The sequence below is a fragment of the Streptomyces sp. NPDC002884 genome (assembly GCF_040295245.1).
Taxonomy (GTDB): domain Bacteria; phylum Actinomycetota; class Actinomycetes; order Streptomycetales; family Streptomycetaceae; genus Streptomyces.
In genome coordinates this window covers 338743-356457 of the sequence record NZ_JBEOVB010000006.1, presented here as the reverse complement: position 1 = coordinate 356457, position 17715 = coordinate 338743, and the positions used below count along the sequence as shown (strand labels likewise).

15 protein-coding genes are annotated in these 17715 nt (G+C 72.8%); 6 read left to right on the top strand and 9 right to left on the bottom strand.

Annotation, left to right across the window (positions count from 1 at the left end; all coding sequences use genetic code 11):
* Window positions 1–34: 34 nt before the first annotated feature.
* Window positions 35–1978 carry a Xaa-Pro dipeptidyl-peptidase gene (locus ABT070_RS16200; protein ID WP_351760391.1) on the bottom strand — a complete coding sequence of 648 codons (1944 nt, stop codon included), beginning with the start codon at window positions 1976–1978 and terminating at the stop codon, window positions 35–37.
* Between the two features lie 201 nt (window positions 1979–2179).
* Between ABT070_RS16200 and ABT070_RS16195 the strand changes: the two genes are divergently transcribed.
* A complete protein-coding gene (locus ABT070_RS16195) occupies window positions 2180–3673 on the top strand; it encodes a M1 family metallopeptidase (RefSeq protein WP_351760388.1) in 1494 nt (497 codons plus the stop codon).
* A 96-nt stretch (window positions 3674–3769) separates the two neighbouring features.
* Here the strand turns inward: ABT070_RS16195 and ABT070_RS16190 are convergent, their stop codons facing one another.
* Entirely contained in the window at window positions 3770–4759 is a 990-nt protein-coding gene (locus ABT070_RS16190; protein WP_351760385.1) for an adenosine kinase, read from the bottom strand.
* 5 nt (window positions 4760–4764) lie between these two features.
* On the bottom strand, window positions 4765–5247 hold the full coding sequence (locus ABT070_RS16185; RefSeq protein WP_351760382.1) for a macro domain-containing protein: 483 nt from the start codon (window positions 5245–5247) through the stop codon (window positions 4765–4767).
* A gap of 299 nt (window positions 5248–5546) precedes the next feature.
* On the opposite strand from ABT070_RS16185, the gene ABT070_RS16180 reads away from it, so the two are divergent.
* A complete protein-coding gene (locus ABT070_RS16180) occupies window positions 5547–6278 on the top strand; it encodes a MerR family transcriptional regulator (RefSeq protein ID WP_351760379.1) in 732 nt (243 codons plus the stop codon).
* Window positions 6279–6290: 12 nt separating this feature from the next.
* On the opposite strand, the gene ABT070_RS16175 is transcribed toward ABT070_RS16180, so the two are convergent.
* Genes ABT070_RS16175 through ABT070_RS16165 form a run of 3 tightly spaced genes read right to left on the bottom strand, consistent with a single transcriptional unit; the run spans window position 6291 to window position 11072 of the window.
* Window positions 6291–8486 carry a 3-hydroxyacyl-CoA dehydrogenase NAD-binding domain-containing protein gene (locus tag ABT070_RS16175; protein WP_351760376.1) on the bottom strand — a complete coding sequence of 732 codons (2196 nt, stop codon included), beginning with the start codon at window positions 8484–8486 and terminating at the stop codon, window positions 6291–6293.
* Between the two features lie 41 nt (window positions 8487–8527).
* Entirely contained in the window at window positions 8528–9742 is a 1215-nt protein-coding gene (locus tag ABT070_RS16170; protein ID WP_351760373.1) for an acetyl-CoA C-acetyltransferase, read from the bottom strand.
* A gap of 43 nt (window positions 9743–9785) precedes the next feature.
* The gene (locus ABT070_RS16165; protein WP_351760370.1) at window positions 9786–11072 is read right to left on the bottom strand and encodes a CaiB/BaiF CoA transferase family protein; all 1287 of its coding nucleotides are present in this window, start codon (window positions 11070–11072) and stop codon (window positions 9786–9788) included.
* 186 nt (window positions 11073–11258) lie between these two features.
* Between ABT070_RS16165 and ABT070_RS16160 the strand changes: the two genes are divergently transcribed.
* Entirely contained in the window at window positions 11259–12431 is a 1173-nt protein-coding gene (locus tag ABT070_RS16160) for a saccharopine dehydrogenase family protein (RefSeq protein WP_351760369.1), read from the top strand.
* Window positions 12432–12456: 25 nt separating this feature from the next.
* Here the strand turns inward: ABT070_RS16160 and mmpA are convergent, their stop codons facing one another.
* Window positions 12457–12603 (bottom strand): morphogenic membrane protein MmpA, encoded by a 147-nt coding sequence (gene mmpA, locus ABT070_RS16155; protein WP_351760366.1) that lies wholly within the window; start codon window positions 12601–12603, stop codon window positions 12457–12459.
* 241 nt (window positions 12604–12844) lie between these two features.
* Here mmpA and ABT070_RS16150 point away from each other — a divergent pair, with 241 nt between their 5' ends.
* The gene (locus ABT070_RS16150; RefSeq protein ID WP_351760364.1) at window positions 12845–13033 is read left to right on the top strand and encodes a hypothetical protein; all 189 of its coding nucleotides are present in this window, start codon (window positions 12845–12847) and stop codon (window positions 13031–13033) included.
* On the opposite strand, the gene ABT070_RS16145 is transcribed toward ABT070_RS16150, so the two are convergent.
* The gene (locus ABT070_RS16145; RefSeq protein ID WP_351760361.1) at window positions 13009–13704 is read right to left on the bottom strand and encodes an endonuclease V; all 696 of its coding nucleotides are present in this window, start codon (window positions 13702–13704) and stop codon (window positions 13009–13011) included. The two genes, ABT070_RS16150 and ABT070_RS16145, sit on opposite strands and share 25 nt — an antisense overlap.
* A 207-nt stretch (window positions 13705–13911) precedes the next feature.
* Window positions 13912–15042, bottom strand: a complete 1131-nt coding sequence (locus ABT070_RS16140; RefSeq protein ID WP_351760359.1) for a WD40/YVTN/BNR-like repeat-containing protein — start codon at window positions 15040–15042, stop codon at window positions 13912–13914.
* A gap of 285 nt (window positions 15043–15327) precedes the next feature.
* On the opposite strand from ABT070_RS16140, the gene ssgD reads away from it, so the two are divergent.
* Both ssgD and ABT070_RS16130 read left to right on the top strand, forming a co-directional pair.
* Complete coding sequence (gene ssgD / locus ABT070_RS16135; RefSeq protein WP_351760581.1) at window positions 15328–15687, top strand: spore wall synthesis regulator SsgD; 360 nt, start codon at window positions 15328–15330, stop codon at window positions 15685–15687.
* Window positions 15688–15954: 267 nt separating this feature from the next.
* Window positions 15955–17577, top strand: a complete 1623-nt coding sequence (locus tag ABT070_RS16130; RefSeq protein WP_351760357.1) for an ABC-F family ATP-binding cassette domain-containing protein — start codon at window positions 15955–15957, stop codon at window positions 17575–17577.
* The last annotated feature ends 138 nt before the right edge of the window (window positions 17578–17715 follow it).

Below are 17715 nucleotides of genomic sequence, written 5' to 3'. Positions count from 1 at the left end.
GCGGTGTTGCGGGACGGGTGTTACGGGACGGGTGTTACGGGACGCGGTACGGGCGGTGCGGTGTCCGTACGCCGTCCGGGGACCGTGCGTCGGGGGTGGCCGCCGCCGCTGCGGACGTGGCCCGGGCGAAGGCGTCCGCGCCTCCGACGAAGGGGACCCGGGCCGAGGTGCGGGACAGGTCCAGGGTGAGGGTGGGGGTGTCGGCGGGCGGGTCGATGAGGTCCCTGTCGGTGCCCGCGACGATCAGCGCGAGCCGGTGACCGGCCGGGACGACATGGTCGGTGGCCGCCAGGTCGAGGGTGAGGGTGTAGGCCCTGCCCGGGGTGAGCGGGACGCCCTTGCCCGGGTCCGCGTAGGTGCCGAGGTCGGCCCAGCCACGGCTGACGACCGTCCGGCCGACGTCCGCGGTCCTGGCGACGGTCTCCCTGAAGCAGGCGCTGTCGCCCGCGGTGCTCTCGCCCCAGCAGGTGCGGTCGGTGAGCGTGCTGATGCCCTCGCCGCTCGCCCCGTAGTCACGGATGGTGTCGGGGCCGACGTCGACGAGGACGGCGGTCAGGTGGGCCGTCGCCGTGGTGGGCGTGGCGGTGACGGTGACCTGGGAGGAGCCGGACAGGCGCAGGTCCCGGGTGAGGGCTCCGGTGACGAATCCGGCCTTGTCGGGGGTCGGGGTGTCGATCTGCGCGGCCCACTCGGTCTCGCTCAGCCTCGGGTCGTCGGTGAAGGCGGCGGTGCCTGTCCCCCTGCGCAGTCCGAGGGTGCCGACGCCGGGCTCGACGCCGGAGGAGGGGCGCAGGGTGGCGGTCCGGGTGCCGGGCGGCGGCCAGACGGTGGAGGTGACCCACTGGTCGGGGTGGCGTTCGATGTCGGCCACGGGTTCGCGGTCGATGCCGTTGTCGTAGCCGAGGAGTTCGTGGTCGAACCAGCGGTGCAGGGTGTCCACCCAGGCGGCGCGGCGGAAGTCGAAGGGGTCTACGTGGCCGGTCTGGGAGAGCCAGATCTTGCGCTCGACCCCGTTCTTCGCGAGGGCGTCCCACCACTGGCCGAGGTGCTTGGTGCGGACGTTGAGGTCCTGGAGTCCGTGGATCAGGAAGACGCTCGCCTTCACCTTGCGCGCGTCCGCGACGTAGTCGCGCTCGGTCCACAGCGATGTCAGGTCGCCGGTGCGCGGGGCCCCGTCGACGAGCTTCTGCTGGACGGCGGCGCACTCGGCGCGGGCATCGGGGCTGTCGACGTAGTCGGAGAGCCAGTCGGGTCCGGAGTCGTAGAGGGGGGCGCCCTGGGCGAAGTAGTAGTCGTACCAGGAGGAGATGGCGGCGATCGGGACGATGGTCTTGAGGCCCTTCACGCCGGTGGCGGCCACGCCGTTGGCTATGGTGCCGTCCCAGCTCTTGCCGATCATGCCGGTTCTGCCGTTGGTCCAGTTCGCCTCGGCGGTCGTGGTGCCGGTACGGGTGGTGTACCCCCTGGCGCGGCCGTTCAGCCAGTCGACGACGGCCTTGGCGGACTGGATGTCGGAGCGTCCTCCGACGTCCACGCAGCCGTCGGAGCGGTTGGTGCCGGCCAGGTCGACGCCGACGAAGGCGTAGCCGCGCGGCACGAAGTAGTTGTCGTAGAAGAGCGGCATCCGGACGACGTTTCCGGCCGCGTCGTACGTCTTGCGCTGGCTCTCGTTGCCGCGTCCGCAGCACGAGTAGTAGGGGCTGGCGTCCATGATGACGGGCACCTTGCGGCCCTGTGCGGCGGGTTCGCGGGGGCGGACGATGTCGACGGCGACGCGGTCCTTCTTTCCGTCGCCGTCGCCGTCGAGTCCGGTGTCCACCCAGACGGCCTCGCGGATGGCGTTCTCGTACGAGTGGACGGGCCGGCTCTCGCGCGGGGCGCCGTGGGCCGCGGCCGGGGTGAGGAAGGCGGCCACCAGAAGGGTGATGGTGGCGGTCGCGAGCGGTCTCCAGATCGTGAAGCGCATGCGTGTCGGCATGCGCGGGACGGTACCCGGGTCAACTCCCGTACAGAAGAGGGCAGCTGTGGGTCCGCTGTGGCCGGAACACGCCCCTGGGAATGGGCCGGCCGTGACGGCCGAATGGCGATCGTGTGACAGGGGCGGCGGTGGGCAGGCCCTGGGACACAGGGAGTCAATAGGCTCCGAACAGACAGCGTGACTCTACGACTTGGAGCTTTCGTGCACCGCAGAATCATCGCGCCGGGCGCACTCGCTGCCGCGTCCGTGTTGCTGGCGATCCCGGCATCGGCCGCGAGCGCCTCCCCCGGCGCCCCGGGCATCGGCGACCCCTATTACCCGGCGTACGGCAACGGCGGATACGACGTCTCCCACTACGACCTGCGGCTGAAGTACCAGCCGGCCACGGACGAGCTGGAGGGGACGGCGACGATCCTGGCGAAGACCACGCAGGACCTCTCGCGGTTCGACCTGGACTTCCTGCTGGACGTGAGCGAGGTGCGGGTCAACGGCGCCGTGGCGGCGTTCACGACCTCGGGCGAGCACGAGCTGGAGATCACGCCGAAGACGCCGCTGGCGAAGGGCGCGACGGTCACGGTCGTGGTGCGGTACAGCGGGATCCCGTCGTCGGAACAGGCGTACGGCTTCACCAGTTGGCACCGCACCGCGGACGGCGGGGTCGGCGCCAACGAGCCCGAGGCGGCCTGGTGGTGGTTCCCCAGCAACGACCACCCGCTCGACAAGGCCACCTACGACGTGTCGGTGCTGGTCCCCGACGGCTCGCAGGCCATCTCCAACGGCACGCTCCAGTCGACGAGTTCACGGCTGGGCTGGACCCGCTACAACTGGCGTTCCAACAAGCCCCAGGCCACCTATCTGGCCACCCTCGCCGTCGGGAAGTTCGACATCACCACGGGGACGACCGAGAGCGGCATCCCGGTCGTCAACGCCTACAGCAAGGACCTGGGCGACAACGCCGGCGCGGCGCGGGCGAGCGTCGAGCGGACCGGGGAGATCGCCGACTGGCTCAGCGGGTACTTCGGGCCGTACCCGTTCAACGCGCTCGGCGGGTACGTGCCGAACACGAACACCGGATACGCGCTGGAGACGCAGACCCGGCCCTTCTACAGCCCCCGGCAGTTCGCGAACGGCTCCAACGTCTCCGTGGTGGTGCACGAGTTGGCCCACCAGTGGTACGGCGACCACGTGTCCGTGGCGGGGTGGAAGGACATCTGGCTGAACGAGGGCTTCGCCCGGTACGCGCAGTGGCTGTGGTCCGAACACGAGGGCGAGGGCACCGCGCAGGAGCTCGCGGACTACGTGTACGCCGCGCACCCGGCCGACGACGCGTTCTGGACGGTGAAGCCCGGCGACCCGGGCGCGGCGAACCAGTTCGACATCGCCGTCTACGACCGGGGCGCGCTGGCGGTCCAGGCGCTGCGCAACGAGATCGGCGACGAGGCCTTCTTCGCCGTACTCAAGGGCTGGCCGCAGAAACACGCGTACGGCAACGCGAGCGTCGTGGACTTCCAGAAGTACGCCGAGCAGGTCTCCGGCAAACAACTGGGCGCCCTGTTCGACTCCTGGCTGTTCCAGCCGGCGAAGCCGGCCGCACCCACGGCGCGCACGGCGTCGATCGCGAAGGCGTCGGCCGCTCCCGTGCAGCCGAAGTCCTGGAAGAAGATCGCGGCGACGAACGACGTGCACGAGCACTGAGCCCGGTGTCCCGGCCCTCGTCGGGGTGATCGGACTGACCGGACTCACCGCTGCGAGGAACAGGCGGGGATGACCGCCCCCGGTGCCCGGTCCGGGTTACCGGGGGATCGCCGCAGCCCGGGCCAGGAGTGCGTCGCGCGACAGGGCGGCGCTCTCCGTGGCCGGCACCGTGCAGGCGTACGCCCCGGCCAGCGCGCCGTACTCGGCGCACCGGTGCGGTGGCTCGCCGCCCAGACGGCCGAAGAGGAAGGCGGACGCGAAGGCGTCCCCCGCGCCGTTGGAGTCGACCACCGGACCGGGCGGGACGGCGGCCGGGACGTGGGTCAGCTCGCCGTCGCTGAGCAGGTACGCGCCCTTGGCGCCTGCCGTGGCGACGACCACCTCGGCACGGCCCCGCTCGGCGATGCGGCGCACGGTGGTCTCCGGGTCGGTCAGGGCCGTCACGGAGACGAAGACGACGTCCGCCTCGTAGGCGAACGCCTCGTGGTAGGGATTCTCACCGTCCCAGTTGTGCAGGTCCGTGGAGATGCCGACGCCCGCCTCGCGCAGTACGGGCAGGGCCTCGGCGCAGGGGTGGGTGATGGACACGTGCGCGTGGCGGCTCGCGGCGGCCAGGGTCCGCAGGGTGTCCTCGGGGAAGCGGTCGTCGGGGCGCCCGCGGCTGTTGTCGTACAGCGACAGCCGCCGCCCGTCCGGGCCGACCAGGTTGACCGCCCGCTTGGTCCCGGCGGGCTGCGGGACGGCGGTGAGGGCGATGCCCTTGTCCCGGTGCAGGGCGCGGACCAGGTCTCCCTCGGGGTCGTCGCCCAGGAAGTCGAGATGGTGGGTGCGCAGCCCGAGGGCGGTGAGGCCCAGGGCGACGAAGTCGCCGGTCTGTCCGGCGCGGGCGCGGATCCCGCTGTCGATCATGTAGCTGTCGGCGTACGGGAGCGGCAGCTCCGGTACGTACACGATCGTGTCCACGCCCGCCCCGCCCAGGACCAGGACGTCGATGCCGTCGGCGTGCCCGACGTTCTCGGTGCCCGTGCTCCCGGTGCTCGTGTTCTCGGTGCCCGTGTTCTCGCTGGTCTCGTCGTCGGCGCGCATGTGCGCTACCCCTCCCCGTGGTCGTACACCGTCACCGCGACGCCCCGCTCGACCAGCCGCCCGGTGACGAGCGGTTCGACGCGGGACCACTTGCCGCCGGCCAGGCCGCAGCCTATCCGGGGCATGTGCACCGACGCGCCGAGTTCGATCGCGTGGTCGGCCAGGCGGGCCAGCGCCGTGTCGATGGCCGGGTAGCGCACGGGGACGCCCTTGCTGCCCGTGCGCATGCCGCGCTGGCCGATCATGTTGGCGACCCAGAGGTCGGGCCTGATCCGGACGAGCTGGAGCGCGCCCAGGCCGAAGTCGTTCGCGGCGCGCTCCCGGTGCCAGGCGCGGTAGGCGGCCTCCGGTTCCGGCCAGCGGCGGGACAGCGCCAGGACGAAGCCCTTCCCCCATCCCCCGAGGTCGTTGCAGACATGGGCGATCACCTTGACGCCCTTCACCGACGGGGCGGTGGCGTCACCCCGGACATAAGTGATCTCCGACATGACGCCACCGTAGGCGATGCCACTGACAGTGGCTCAGACCTGCTGCCTCGCCTGCTGCTTCGTGGGCCGGGACAGCTCCGTCGGACGAAGACCCTCTGGTGCGCCCGGGCGGGGTGGGCCCGGGTGGCCGTACGGTCGTGGCCGGCGGCTCCCGGGTCGGGGCACAGACCGAGGGAACACCTTTCCAGAGGCGCCGGCGATCATGCGGTGGTCCAGGTCACAGCGCGTCGCTTCTCACACGGTGGCCGCCGGGGGCCGACCGGTTTCACCGCACCGGTGTGACAGCGATACTGCTGCACATGACGATCGAGACCGAGGAGCCGGCCCTCACGGTCGACGAGCTGGCCGCCCGGGCGGGCGTCACGGTACGGACGGTGCGCTTCTACGGCACCAAGGGACTGCTGCCGCCGCCGGTCATCGGTCCGCGCCGGGTGGGGCACTACGGCCAGGGGCATCTCGCGCGCCTGGCGCTGATCGAGGAGCTGCGGCGGCAGGGCCTCACGCTGGCGGCGATCGAACGCTATCTGGACCGGCTGCCGCCCGGCCTCGACGCGCACGACCTCGCCGTGCACCGGGCCGTGGTGGCCTCGTGGGCGCCGGACGCCGTGGAGACGATGGAGCGGGAGGAGCTCCAGCGGCGGGCCGGGCGGGCGCTCAGCGAGGAGGACGTGGACCGGCTCGCCGCGATGGGCGTGCTGGGCGCCGGTGCCGGTGACCCGGCCGGCGAGGACGGGTACCGCGTCGACGCGGGGCTGCTGCGGCTGGGGGTGCGGCTCCTCGACGTGCCGCTGTCACCGGAGGCGATCCTCGCGGCCCGGACCGTCCTCCTCGACCACGCGCGCGCCGCGGCCCACGAGCTGTCGCGGCTGCTGCGCGAGGAGGTGCCGGCGCGCGACGCGCAGGCGGTGAGGTCGCTGTCGGCGCACATGCAGCCCCTGGTCGTCCAGGCGCTGCTGACGGCCTTCCAGCGGTCGCTGACGGAGGAGCTGAGGGAGTGGCTCGGGGAGCCGCCCGCGGACGGCTCCCCGTGAAGGCGCGGCGGCTCAGCGCCCGTCGGTGAAGGTCTCCCCCCGCTCCGCCTTCTCCACCAGCAGCGCCGGCGGGGTGAAGCGGTCGCCGTAGCGCTCGGCGAGCTCACGCGCGCGTGCCACGAATGCGGGGAGCCCGTGGCCCGCCTCGGGGCCGCCCTCGTAGCCGTTGATGTACTGCAGGACCCCGCCGGTCCAGCCGGGGAAGCCGATACCGAAGAGGGAGCCGATGTTGGCGTCCGCGACGGACGTCAGGACACCCTCTTCGAGGAGCTTGACGGTGTCGAGGGCCTCGGCGAAGAGCATGCGTTCCTGCATGTCCCGGAAGGGGATCTCGGCGCCCGCGCGCGTGAAGTGCTCGCGCAGGCCCGGCCACAGCCCGGCCCGCCCGCCGTCCTCGCCGTACTCGTAGAAGCCGGCTCCCCCGCTGCGGCCGGTGCGGCCGAACTCGTCGACCATGCGGTCGATGACGGCCTCGGCGGGGTGGCCGGGCCAGACACCGCCCGCTTCCTCCACGGCCCGCCTGGATTCGTTGCGGATCTTGCGCGGGAGGGTGAGCGTGAGTTCGTCCATGAGGGACAGGACCTTGGCCGGGTAGCCCGCCTGGGCCGCCGCCTGCTCCACGGACGCGGGCTCGATGCCCTCGCCGACCATGGCGACGCCCTCGTTGATGAAGTGCCCGATCACCCGTGAGGTGAAGAAGCCGCGCGAGTCGTTGACGACGATCGGCGTCTTCTTGATCTGCCGGACCAGGTCGAAGGCGCGCGCGAGCGCTTCGTCGCCGGTGCGCTCGCCCTTGATGATCTCGACGAGCGGCATCTTGTCCACGGGCGAGAAGAAGTGCAGCCCGACGAAGTCGTCCTGGCGCTCGACGCCTTCGGCGAGGGCGGTGATCGGCAGGGTGGAGGTGTTGGAGCACAGCAGGGCGTCGGCGTCGACGACCTGCTCGATCTCCTGGAACACCTTGTGCTTGAGGGAGGTGTCCTCGAAGACGGCCTCGATCACCGCGTCGCAGCCGGCCAGGTCCTGGGGGTCGGCGGTGGGCGTGATGCGGGCGAGCAGCGCGTCCGCCTTCTCCTGGGTCGTACGGCCCCGGGAGACGGCCTTGGCGCACAGCTTCTCGGAGTAGGCCCTGCCCTTGAGGGCGGCCTCCAGGGAGACGTCCTTCAGGACGACGTCGATGCCCGCGCGGGCGCACGAGTAGGCGATGCCCGCGCCCATCATCCCGGCGCCCAGTACGGCCACCTTGCGGACCTGGCGGGGTGCGACGCCCTGGGGGCGGCTGACGCCGGCGTTGACGGCCTGGAGGTCGAAGAAGAACGCCTGGATCATGTTCTTCGACGTCTGTCCGGCGGCCAGTTCGACGAAGTAGCGGGCCTCGATGACCTGCGCGGTCTCGAAGTCGACCTGGGCGCCCTCGACGGCAGCGGCGAGGATGTTGCGCGGGGCCGGGTAGGGGGCGCCGTTGGTCTCCTTGCGCAGGCTGGCCGGGAACGCGGGCAGGTTGGCGGCGAACCGGGGGTTCGACGGGGTGCCGCCCGGGATGCGGTAGCCCGGCCTGTCCCAGGGCTGCTGCGACTCGGGGTTCGCGTCGATGAAGGCGCGGGCCTTGGCGAGCAGTTCGTCGGGCGAGGCGGCGACCTCGTCGACCAGGCCGTTCTCCAGGGCTCGCCGCGGGCTGTACTGGGTGCCCTTGAGCAGGACCTTGAGGAGGGCGTCGGTGATGCCCAGCAGCCGGACCGTGCGCACGACACCGCCGCCGCCGGGGAGCAGGCCGAGGGTGACCTCGGGGCAGCCGATCTTCGAGCCGGGCGCGTCCAGGGCGACGCGGTGGTGGCAGGCGAGGGCGAGCTCGTAGCCGCCGCCGAGGGCCGCGCCGTTCAGGGCGGCGACGACCGGCTTGCCGAGGGTCTCGATACGGCGGAGGTTGCGCTTGATCTCCAGTCCGCCGTCCAGCAGCTCCTGGGCCGTCCCGGGCGTGACGCGGATGAGGTCGCGCAGGTCGCCGCCGGCGAAGAACGTCTTCTTCGCGGAGGTGAGGATGATGCCCCGGATGGAGTCCTTCTCGGCCTCCAGACGGTCGGTGACCGCGGCGAGGGAGGCGCGGAAGGCCGCGTTCATGGTGTTCGCGGACTGGTCGGGGTCGTCGAGGACGAGGGTGACGAGGCCGGTGCGGTCCTGTTCCCAGCGGATGGTGGTGCTCTGTGTCATGACGGGGTCTCCGTTGAAGTCTGTGGGTTCCGCTGGGGTGGTCAGACGCGCTCGACGATGGTGGCGATGCCCATACCGCCGCCGACGCAGAGGGTGGCGAGGCCGTAGCGCTTGTCCTGGCGCTCCAGTTCGTCGACGAGCGAGCCGAGGATCATCGCGCCGGTGGCGCCGAGCGGGTGGCCGAGGGCGATGGCGCCGCCGTTGACGTTGACCTTGTCCAGCGACAGGCCCATGTCCTTGACGAAGCGCAGGACGACCGCCGCGAAGGCCTCGTTGATCTCGACGAGGTCGATGTCGTCGATGGTCAGGCCGGCCTTGGCGAGGGCCTTTCGGGTGGCGGGCGCGGGGCCGGTGAGCATGATCGTCGGCTCGGAGCCGGAGACCGCCGCGGAGACGATCCGCGCGCGCGGGGTGAGTCCGTGGCGCTCGCCGACCTCCCTGGAGCCGATCGCGACCAGGGAGGCGCCGTCGACGATGCCGGAGGAGTTGCCCGCGTGGTGGACGTGGTCGATCTTCTCCACCCAGTGGTACTTCTGGAGCGCCACCGCGTCGAAGCCGCCCAGCTCGCCGATGTCGGCGAAGGACGGCTTGAGCTTGCCGAGCGAGTCCGCGGTGGTGCCGGGTCGCGGGTGTTCGTCGTGGTCGAGGACGACGAGGCCGCTGCGGTCCTTCACCGGCACCACGGAGCGGTCGAAGCGGCCCTCCTTCCAGGCCGTCGCCGCCCGCTCCTGCGAGAGGGCCGCGTACTCGTCGACGTCGCGGCGGGAGAAGCCCTCGATGGTGGCGATGAGGTCGGCGCCGATGCCCTGCGGCACGAAGTTGACGGTCAGGTTGGTCATCGGGTCGTTGAACCAGGCGCCGCCGTCCGAGGCCATCGGCACCCGGGACATCGATTCCACCCCGCCCGCCAGGACGAGGTCCTCCCAGCCCGAACGGACCTTCATGGCGGCCAGGTTGACGGCCTCCAGGCCCGAGGCGCAGAAGCGGTTCTCCTGCACGCCCGCCACGGTGTCCGGCAGCCCGGCCGCGATCGCCGCGATGCGCGCGATGTCGGAGCCCTGGTCGCCCACGGGGCCGACGACGCCGAGCACGATGTCGTCGATGGCGGCCGGGTCGAGGCCGGGGAAGCGGCTGCGGAGCTCGTGGATGAGGCCGACGACGAGATCGATGGGCTTCGTGCCGTGCAGGGCGCCGTTCGCCTTGCCGCGCCCGCGCGGGGTGCGGATCGCGTCGTACACGTACGCTTCGGTGCTCACTGGTAAGCCTTTCGGGAGGGTGGGCGGGTCGTGCGGGGCGGGGTCAGTCGCCCTGGTGCGGGAAGTCCTTCACAGGGGTCGTCGCCGTGGTCTTCGCGGAGGGCGTCGCGGTGGTCGTCGCCGGGGCCCTCGCGTCCGCCGCCGCCTCCGTCTCCGCCAGGGGAGGGATTCCCGCCGCGGTCTCGGCGGGCGTGTTCACGAGGTCTGTCGCGAGTCCCGGCACGTCCCAGTCACGGGCCACCCCGTGGGTGTCGGCGCCGGGTCGCGCGGGCCCGGTGCGGACGGTCGTGGGCGTCGCGGAGAAACGGGGCGCGGGGGCCGGCTGGGTGATGCCCCCGTGCTCGGTGAAGGTGCCGCGGGCCGCGAGATGCGGGTGGCGCGGGGCCTCACGCAGCGACAGCACGGGCGCCACGCACGCGTCGGAACCGTCGAAGACGGCCGTCCACTCGTCCCGGGTGCGGGACCTGAAGCGGGCGGCGACGGCCTCGCGCAGCTCTCCCCAGCGCGTCCAGTCCTTGCGCGCCTCGCGGAGGTCCTCGACGCCGAGGAGGTCCACGAAAGCGTCGTAGAACTGCGGCTCCAGGGCGCCGACGGCCATGTACCCGCCGTCGGCGGTCTCGTAGGTGCCGTAGTACGGGCAGCCACCGTCGAGCAGGTTGGCGCCCCGTCGGTCCTGCCAGCCGCCGGCCGAGAGCATGCCGTGGATCATCGCGGAGAGGTGCGCGGTGCCGTCGACGATGGCCGCGTCGACGACCTGGCCGGTGCCGCTCACACGCGCGTGGTGCAGGGCGGCGAGGACGCCGACGACCAGGTAGAGGGAGCCTCCCGCGTAGTCCCCCAGCAGGTTGGCCGGGACGGGCGGCGGCCGGTCCGGGGCGCCGATCATGCCGAGCGCGCCGGTGACGGCGATGTAGGACACGTCGTGACCTGCGCGGTCGGCGAGCGGGCCGTCCTGGCCCCAGCCGGTCATCCGGCCGTAGACCAGACGGGGGTTGCGGGCGTGGCAGTCCCCGGGGCCGACGCCGAGGCGCTCGGCGACACCCGGCCGGTTGCCCTCGATGAGCACGTCGGCGCGGGCGGCGAGGTCGAGCACGCGCGCGGGGCCGTCCGGCGCCTTGAGGTCGACGATCACCGAGCGCTTGTTGCGGTTGGTGATGTCGTGGGCGGGGTCGATGGCCAGGGCGGAGCCGCCCGGGCGGTCCACGCGGACGACGTCGGCGCCCAGGTCGGCCAGCAGCATGCCGGCGAAGGGGCCGGGGCCGATCCCGGCGAGTTCCACCACGCGCACGCCCGCCAGCGGGCCGTGCCCGGCCGTCCGTCCCGTTGTCATCCAGCCCCCTTGCTGTGACACAACCGATGTAACACCAGTGATGCTAAGAACGTGTTCCAGTGGGCACAAGAGGTGGGCGAGCAAGCGCTTAGACACTTTAGGGGCACCTGCCGTCGGCCTCCGCACCGCTCACGCTAGCCTCAGCCACCGACAGCGGCGCGGGCTGCGGGACGACGAAGGGATGTCATGAGCAGGCTGAAAAGGGCGGACCGCCCGTACGACATCGTGCTCTTCGGGGCCACCGGCTTCGTGGGCGCGCTCACCGCGGAGTACCTGGCCGCCCACGCGCCCGCCGATCTGCGCTGGGCGATCGCCGGCCGGAGCGAGCGGAAGCTGGAACGGCTGCGCGAGCGGCTCGGCGGCGACGTCGGTGTGCTGCGGGCCGACGTCTCGGACCCGGCGTCCCTGCGTGCCCTCGCGGAGCACGCGCGCGTGGTGGCCACGACGGTGGGGCCGTACGTGTCGTACGGCGAGGAACTCGTGGCGGCCTGCGCGGACACCGGCGCCGACTACCTCGACCTCACCGGTGAGCCGGAGTTCGTGGACCTGATGTACGTCCGGCACGACGCACGCGCGCGTGAGACGGGTGCGCGACTGCTCCATGCGTGCGGCTTCGACTCCGTCCCGCACGACCTGGGCGCGTACTTCACCGTCCGACAGCTTCCGGAGGGCATGCCCCTGACCGTGGACGGCTTCGTGAGCGTCGACGCCACCTTCTCGGGCGGCACCCTCGCCTCCGCGCTGGGCCAGTTCGCGCGCGGCCGGCACGTGCTGGCCGCCGCACGGGAGCGCGGCCGGCACGAACCACGGCTGATGGGCCGTCGGGCCGCCGCGCCGGTGGGCGCGCCCCGGTTCGCCCCCGAGGTCGGCGCCTGGGCGCTGCCGCTGCCGACCATCGACCCGCAGATCGTGCTGCGGTCGGCGAGGGCCTTGCCGCGCTACGGGCCCGACTTCCGCTACCGGCACTACGCGGCCGTACGACGGCTGCCCGTCGCCCTGGGCGGGGTCGCGGCGGTCGGCACGCTCGCCGCGGCGGCCCAGCTGCCGCCCGCACGGCGCTGGCTGTCGGACCGGCTCAAGCCCGGAGAGGGGCCCAGCGCGCAGAAGCGGGCGCGCAGCTGGTTCTCGGTGCGGTTCGTCGGCGAGGGCGGCGGGCGGCGGGTGTGCACCGAGGTGTCCGGCGGCGACCCCGGCTACGACGAGACGGCGAAGATGTTCGCCGAGGCGGCGCTGGCCCTGGCCTGCGACGACCTCCCGCCGACCGCGGGGCAGGTGACGACGGCGGTGGCGATGGGCGACGCACTGACCGGGCGGTTGACCCGGGCGGGTGTCCGGTTCCGCGTCGCGGCGCGCCGCTGACCGTGCCGGTGCCGTGTCCGCGGCCTCAGACCGGCCACTGCACCAGCGTGTAGATCATGCCGGCGATCCAGCCGACACCCGCCAGGACGGCGATGATCAGCGCGGCGTTCACGGCACGCTCGACGGGCCGGTTCGGGTCGGCGAGGGGTTTCGGGGCACGGTGCGTGGTCATGGACCCAGCCTGCCGAGCGGAGAAGGACCGCACATCCGTACGGGTACTCAGACGAGGTACTCAGCAGGCTTGCCCGGGCGGCCCGTTCGTACGTCCGCGCGGGCTCCGCCCTCGCTCGCACCCCGATTGGGGACTTGTCGCGCCGCTCCCCCGGTGGCGCATGGACGCGTCGGCCGCAAAGTGCCAACCAGCACTTCAATGAAACGATTGAAGTGCCTGATCGGCACGAAAGGGGAGCAGCATGAAGTTCGTTCTCGAAGTCACCGTGGACGAGGGCGCGTTGGCCCAGGACCCGGTGGGTGAGCTGGGCCGCATCCTGCGCTACTGGGGCGGCAACCTGAAGCACTACGCCCTGGAGGCCGGGGACGGGTCGGCGGTCTACGACTCCGCCTACCGGGAGGTCGGTCAGTGGCGGGTGGTCGCCTCCTGAAGGGCCCGCCGGCACAGCGCGTCCGCCCTCCGGGTCGTCTCCGGGAGACGGAACCGCGGGGTGAGCGCGAGGGTGTGGGCGCAGGCGTCGTCCAGGGTGACGCGGTGGCCGACGGACACGAAGACCGGTTTCACACCCGCCCGGGTGCGTAGCGCACGCCCCACCTCGTCCTCGCCCGCCAGCAGCGGGGACGCCGATCCGCGCGGGGCGTCGGGGTCGTCGTACGTGAAGGTGAACGGGTTCTTGGCGACGCCGATCGTGGGCAGTCCGGTGAGGACGCCCAGGTGGCTGGCGAGACCGAAGCGGCGCGGGTGGGCCAGGCCGTAGCCGTCGCAGACGACCAGGCCGGGCGGCCGGGGCAGGGCGTCCAGGGCGGCGAGCACGGTGGGGATCTCGCGGAAGGCCAGCAGCCCGGGCACGTACGGGAAGGAGATCCGCCCGACGGCGGTGGCCTCGGCGACGACCTCCAGGCCCGCCGCGTCCAGCACGACGGCCGCCGCCGCGACGACGTCCCGCTCGTCGTCGTAGGCGACGTCGACGCCCGTCACGTACCCCGTCCCGGGCGGCGGCCCGGACTCGTCGAGCACCACCCGGGCCCGCAGTTCGTCCTGGACGGCGCGGGCCGCTTCCTCGGTCGCGGGCCAGCCCGCCGGAATGTCTACGGTCGTCATCGTGGGGACGAGCGTACGGCTGCCGGGCGCGGGCCCGCGACGGTGTTCCGGCGCGGACGCGTCAGCTCTCGTGGTCCCGGGAGCGCGTGCCGGACCGCCGGCCGGCCCGCTCGCCGGCCGTCCCGCTCGCCGTACGCCGTGTCCCGGGGGACGTCGCCCACGTCGCCGCTCCTGTCGCGTTCGCGCCCAGCGGTGCCCCGAAGGCGCTCAGCTCTCCAGGCGTGCCACGCGCCCCTGTTCGCCGGCGGCCCAGCAGCCGAGGTCGGGGGTGCAGTCCACGGTGTCGTACGAGCCCGTGTCGAGGGTGCGCCAGGTGCGGCCGGCGTCGGTGGTCAGGTCGGTGCCGGTGGGCCCGACGGCGAGGGCGGCGGAGCGGCTGTGCGGGAGCCAGGCGACCCCGGAGCGGTAGGCCGGCGGCGGCGTGGCGGCCGGCCGCCAGGTGCGGCCCGCGTCGCCGGTCGTCGCGGCCGCCCGCGCGGAGGGCTGGTCGGCGCGGTAGTCGCCGCCGACGGCGAGGCCGTGGGTACGGTCGCGGAAGGCGACGGCGAAGACCCCGCGCGCGGGGTCGCCCGCGGGGATCGGGGTGTCGGCGGCCGTCCACGTCAGCCCCCGGTCGGAGGAGTGCAGCACCCGCGCGCGGGCGGCTCCGCCGGTGGCCAGCCAGACGTCCTTCGTCCCGGCGGCGACCAGGCACTGGCCACTGGCCGCGAAGCCCGCCTCGCCGTCCAGGGCGGCCGGCATGCCCTCGTTCGGCAGCACCTGCCAGGAGCGGCCGCCGTCGCCGGTCGACAGGATGCGGAATCTGCCGTCCACCGGGTCGCTCATGGCGAGGCCGTGGCGGCGGTCGAAGAAGGTCATGCAGTCGTAGAAGGCGTGGGCGTCGGTGTTGCGGAAGGACTCCGTCCAGGTCGTTCCGCCGTCCTCGGTGCGGTAGACGCGCGACGCCTCGCCCTCGCCGATCGCGAGCACCACGGCGCGGCGCGCGTCGAACGCCTCGATGTCCCGGAACTGGAGGCCGGCGGCGCCGGGCGGCGAGACGTCCCGCCAGCTGTCGCCGCCGTCGGTGGTGCGCAGGACGGTGCCCTGGGTGCCGGACACCCAGGCGGTGCGCCGGTCGACCGCCGCGAGGCCCCGGAACCGTACGGCGGCCGCGCCGGTGTCCTTGAGGTCCCAGTGCGGCGCCGCGGACCCCCGGGTGTGCTCCGGGTCGAGCGGTGTGTGCGCCCGGGCGGGCAGGGCGGTCAGGAGGGCCAGAGCCGCCCCGAGGGCCGCCGCCACCACCCGTCCGCTCCCGAATGCTGTCCGAACCGTGCGTCGCGTCTTCCCCAAGCGCCTCATGGCGGGCGAAGCTAGCCCACGGCTTTCGGTGACGTCCAGAGGCCCGCGATCACCTCGACCGTCCCAGCAGACACGGGAGGAGAGGTGAGTCACTCGCGTGCATGAAAGGCGGTGACCGAGGTCACTAGGAATGGGTGTGCACGGATCGGCCGCTTCCGGCGTCTCTTCCAGTGTCCGGACGCACCGCCCGGAAGATTCGTCCCGCCGTCACGAGGGAGCAAGGCGTTGTCCACCACCGTCATCGAGCAGCCCGTAGAGGCGCGTCTGGTCGCCGCCGCGCCTCGGATGCAGACCATCCCCGCCACCTTGTCCTACGACCGGCAGGACCCCTTCGCCGTCCGCATGACCTTCCCGGCCCCGGCCACCCTGGAGGGCGTCGAGGTCTGCTGGACCTTCGCCCGTGACCTGCTCGCCGCGGGCCTGCACGACGCCGAGGGCCACGGCGACGTCCGTGTGCGGCCCTACGGGTACGGCCGCACCGTGCTGGAGTTCCACGCGCCCGAGGGCACCGCCGTCGTGCACGTCCACACGGAGGAGATCCGCGACTTCCTGCGGGCCACGAGCGAGCTGGTGCCCACCGGCACGGAGTACCGGCAGCTCGACCTCGACCACGACCTGGCGGAGCTGATGCGGGACGCCTGTTAATCCGTTGACAGCCCTTGCGGGCCTTCCTACCGTGTAGAACGGTTCTGTTGCCGCCGATAGGAGAAGGACGTTGCTCGTCTGAGGTCATGAGACACCGCGCCACGCCTCTGGAGTGTGTGCGCCGCGTGCGACCTCGGCCTTCGAGCCGTCCCTGCGGAGCAGGACTTCCTGCATGTCTCCGCGCTCCCCCGCTGCCGCGGTGGTCGCCGCTTTCCGGTGTCTCGACACGTGTCGCCCCTGACCGCACACGCCACCACGAGGCCCGCTTTGACTCACTCCATCACCTGTACCTCCCTCGCCTTCTCCTGGCCGGACGGCACCGCCGTCTTCGACGGACTCGACGTCGCCTTCGGCCCCGGCCGGACCGGACTCGTCGGCGTCAACGGCTCCGGCAAATCGACCCTGCTGAAGCTGATCGCCGGGGAACTCGCCCCCGCCGACGGCACGGTGCGCCTCGCCGGCGAGGTCGGACACCTCCCGCAGCACGTCACCCTCGACACCACGCTGAAGATCGACGCGGCACTCGGCATCGCCGCACAGCGGGCCGCGCTGCACGCCATCGAGGCCGGTGACGCGTCCGAGCGGCACTTCGAGACCGTCGGCGACGACTGGGACGTCGAGGAGCGCGCGCTGGCCACCCTCGGCGAGCTGGGGCTCGGCCACATCGACCTCGACCGCACCATCGGCGAGGTGTCGGGCGGCGAGTCGGTCCTGCTGCGGCTGGCCGCGCTGCTGCTGCGCCGGCCGGACGTCCTGCTGCTCGACGAACCGACCAACAACCTCGACCTGTACGCCCGGCGGCGGCTGTACGCGGCCGTCACGTCCTGGCCGGGCGTCCTGGTCGTGGTCAGCCACGACCGGGAGCTGCTCGACCTCGTCGACCAGATCGCCGACCTGCGCGCCGGGGAGGTCACCTGGTACGGCGGCAACTTCTCCGCGTACGAGGCGGCCCTGGCCACCGAGCAGGAGGCCGCCGAGCGCATGGTGCGCGTCGCGGAGGCCGACCTGAAGAAACAGAAACGCGAACTGGTCGACGCCCAGGTCAAGCTCGCCCGCCGCAAGCGGTACGGGCAGAAGATGTGGGACAGCAAGCGCGAGCCGAAGATCGTCATGGGGGCGCGCAAACGCGCGGCGCAGGAGTCGGCGGGCAAGCACCGGATCATGCACGAGGAGAAGCTCGCCGGGGCCAGGGACCGGCTCGACGACGCGGTGGAGGCCGTACGCGACGACGACGAGATCCGCGTCGACCTGCCGTACACGGCCGTACCGCCGGGGCGGGAGGTCCTGCTCCTCCGGGACCTCCGGCTCGCGTACGGCGCGCGCGTGGACGGCGGTCTCGACCTGCGCGGTCCCGAGCGGGTCGCGCTGGTGGGACGCAACGGCGCGGGCAAGACGACGCTGCTGCGCACCATCGCCGGGGAGCTGGCGCCCGAGGCGGGGGAGGCGCACGCGTACGTGCCGCTGCGTTTCCTGCCCCAGCGCCTCGACATCCTCGACGGCGACCTCACGGTCGCCGAGAACGTGGCCCGGTTCGCGCCCGGCGCCACCAACAACCGGGTCCGGGCCCGGCTGGCCCGCTTCCTGTTCCGGGGCGCCCGCGCCGACCAGAAGGCGGCGACCCTGTCCGGCGGGGAGCGCTTCCGGGCGAGCCTGGCGGCGCTGATGCTCGCCGAGCCGGCGCCCCAGCTGCTCATCCTGGACGAGCCGACCAACAACCTCGACATGGCGAGCGTGCGCCAGCTCACCACCGCCCTGGAGTCCTACGAGGGCGCGCTGATCGTGGCCGGCCACGACCTGCCGTTCCTGAAGTCCATCGGCATCACCCGGTGGCTGCTGCTGGACGGGGAGCTGCGGGAGACGACGGAGGCGGAGGTGGCGGACCCGGCCTGACGCCGCCGGCGGTCGCTCGGTCCCAGGAGGGGCACATGGTCTCAGGAGGGGCACATTGTTACTGCGGGGTTTTGTCCTGGTGGCCCCGCCCTGCATGATGGCTGACCGGCGCCGCGTCCGAGGCGCCGGTTGTGCCAC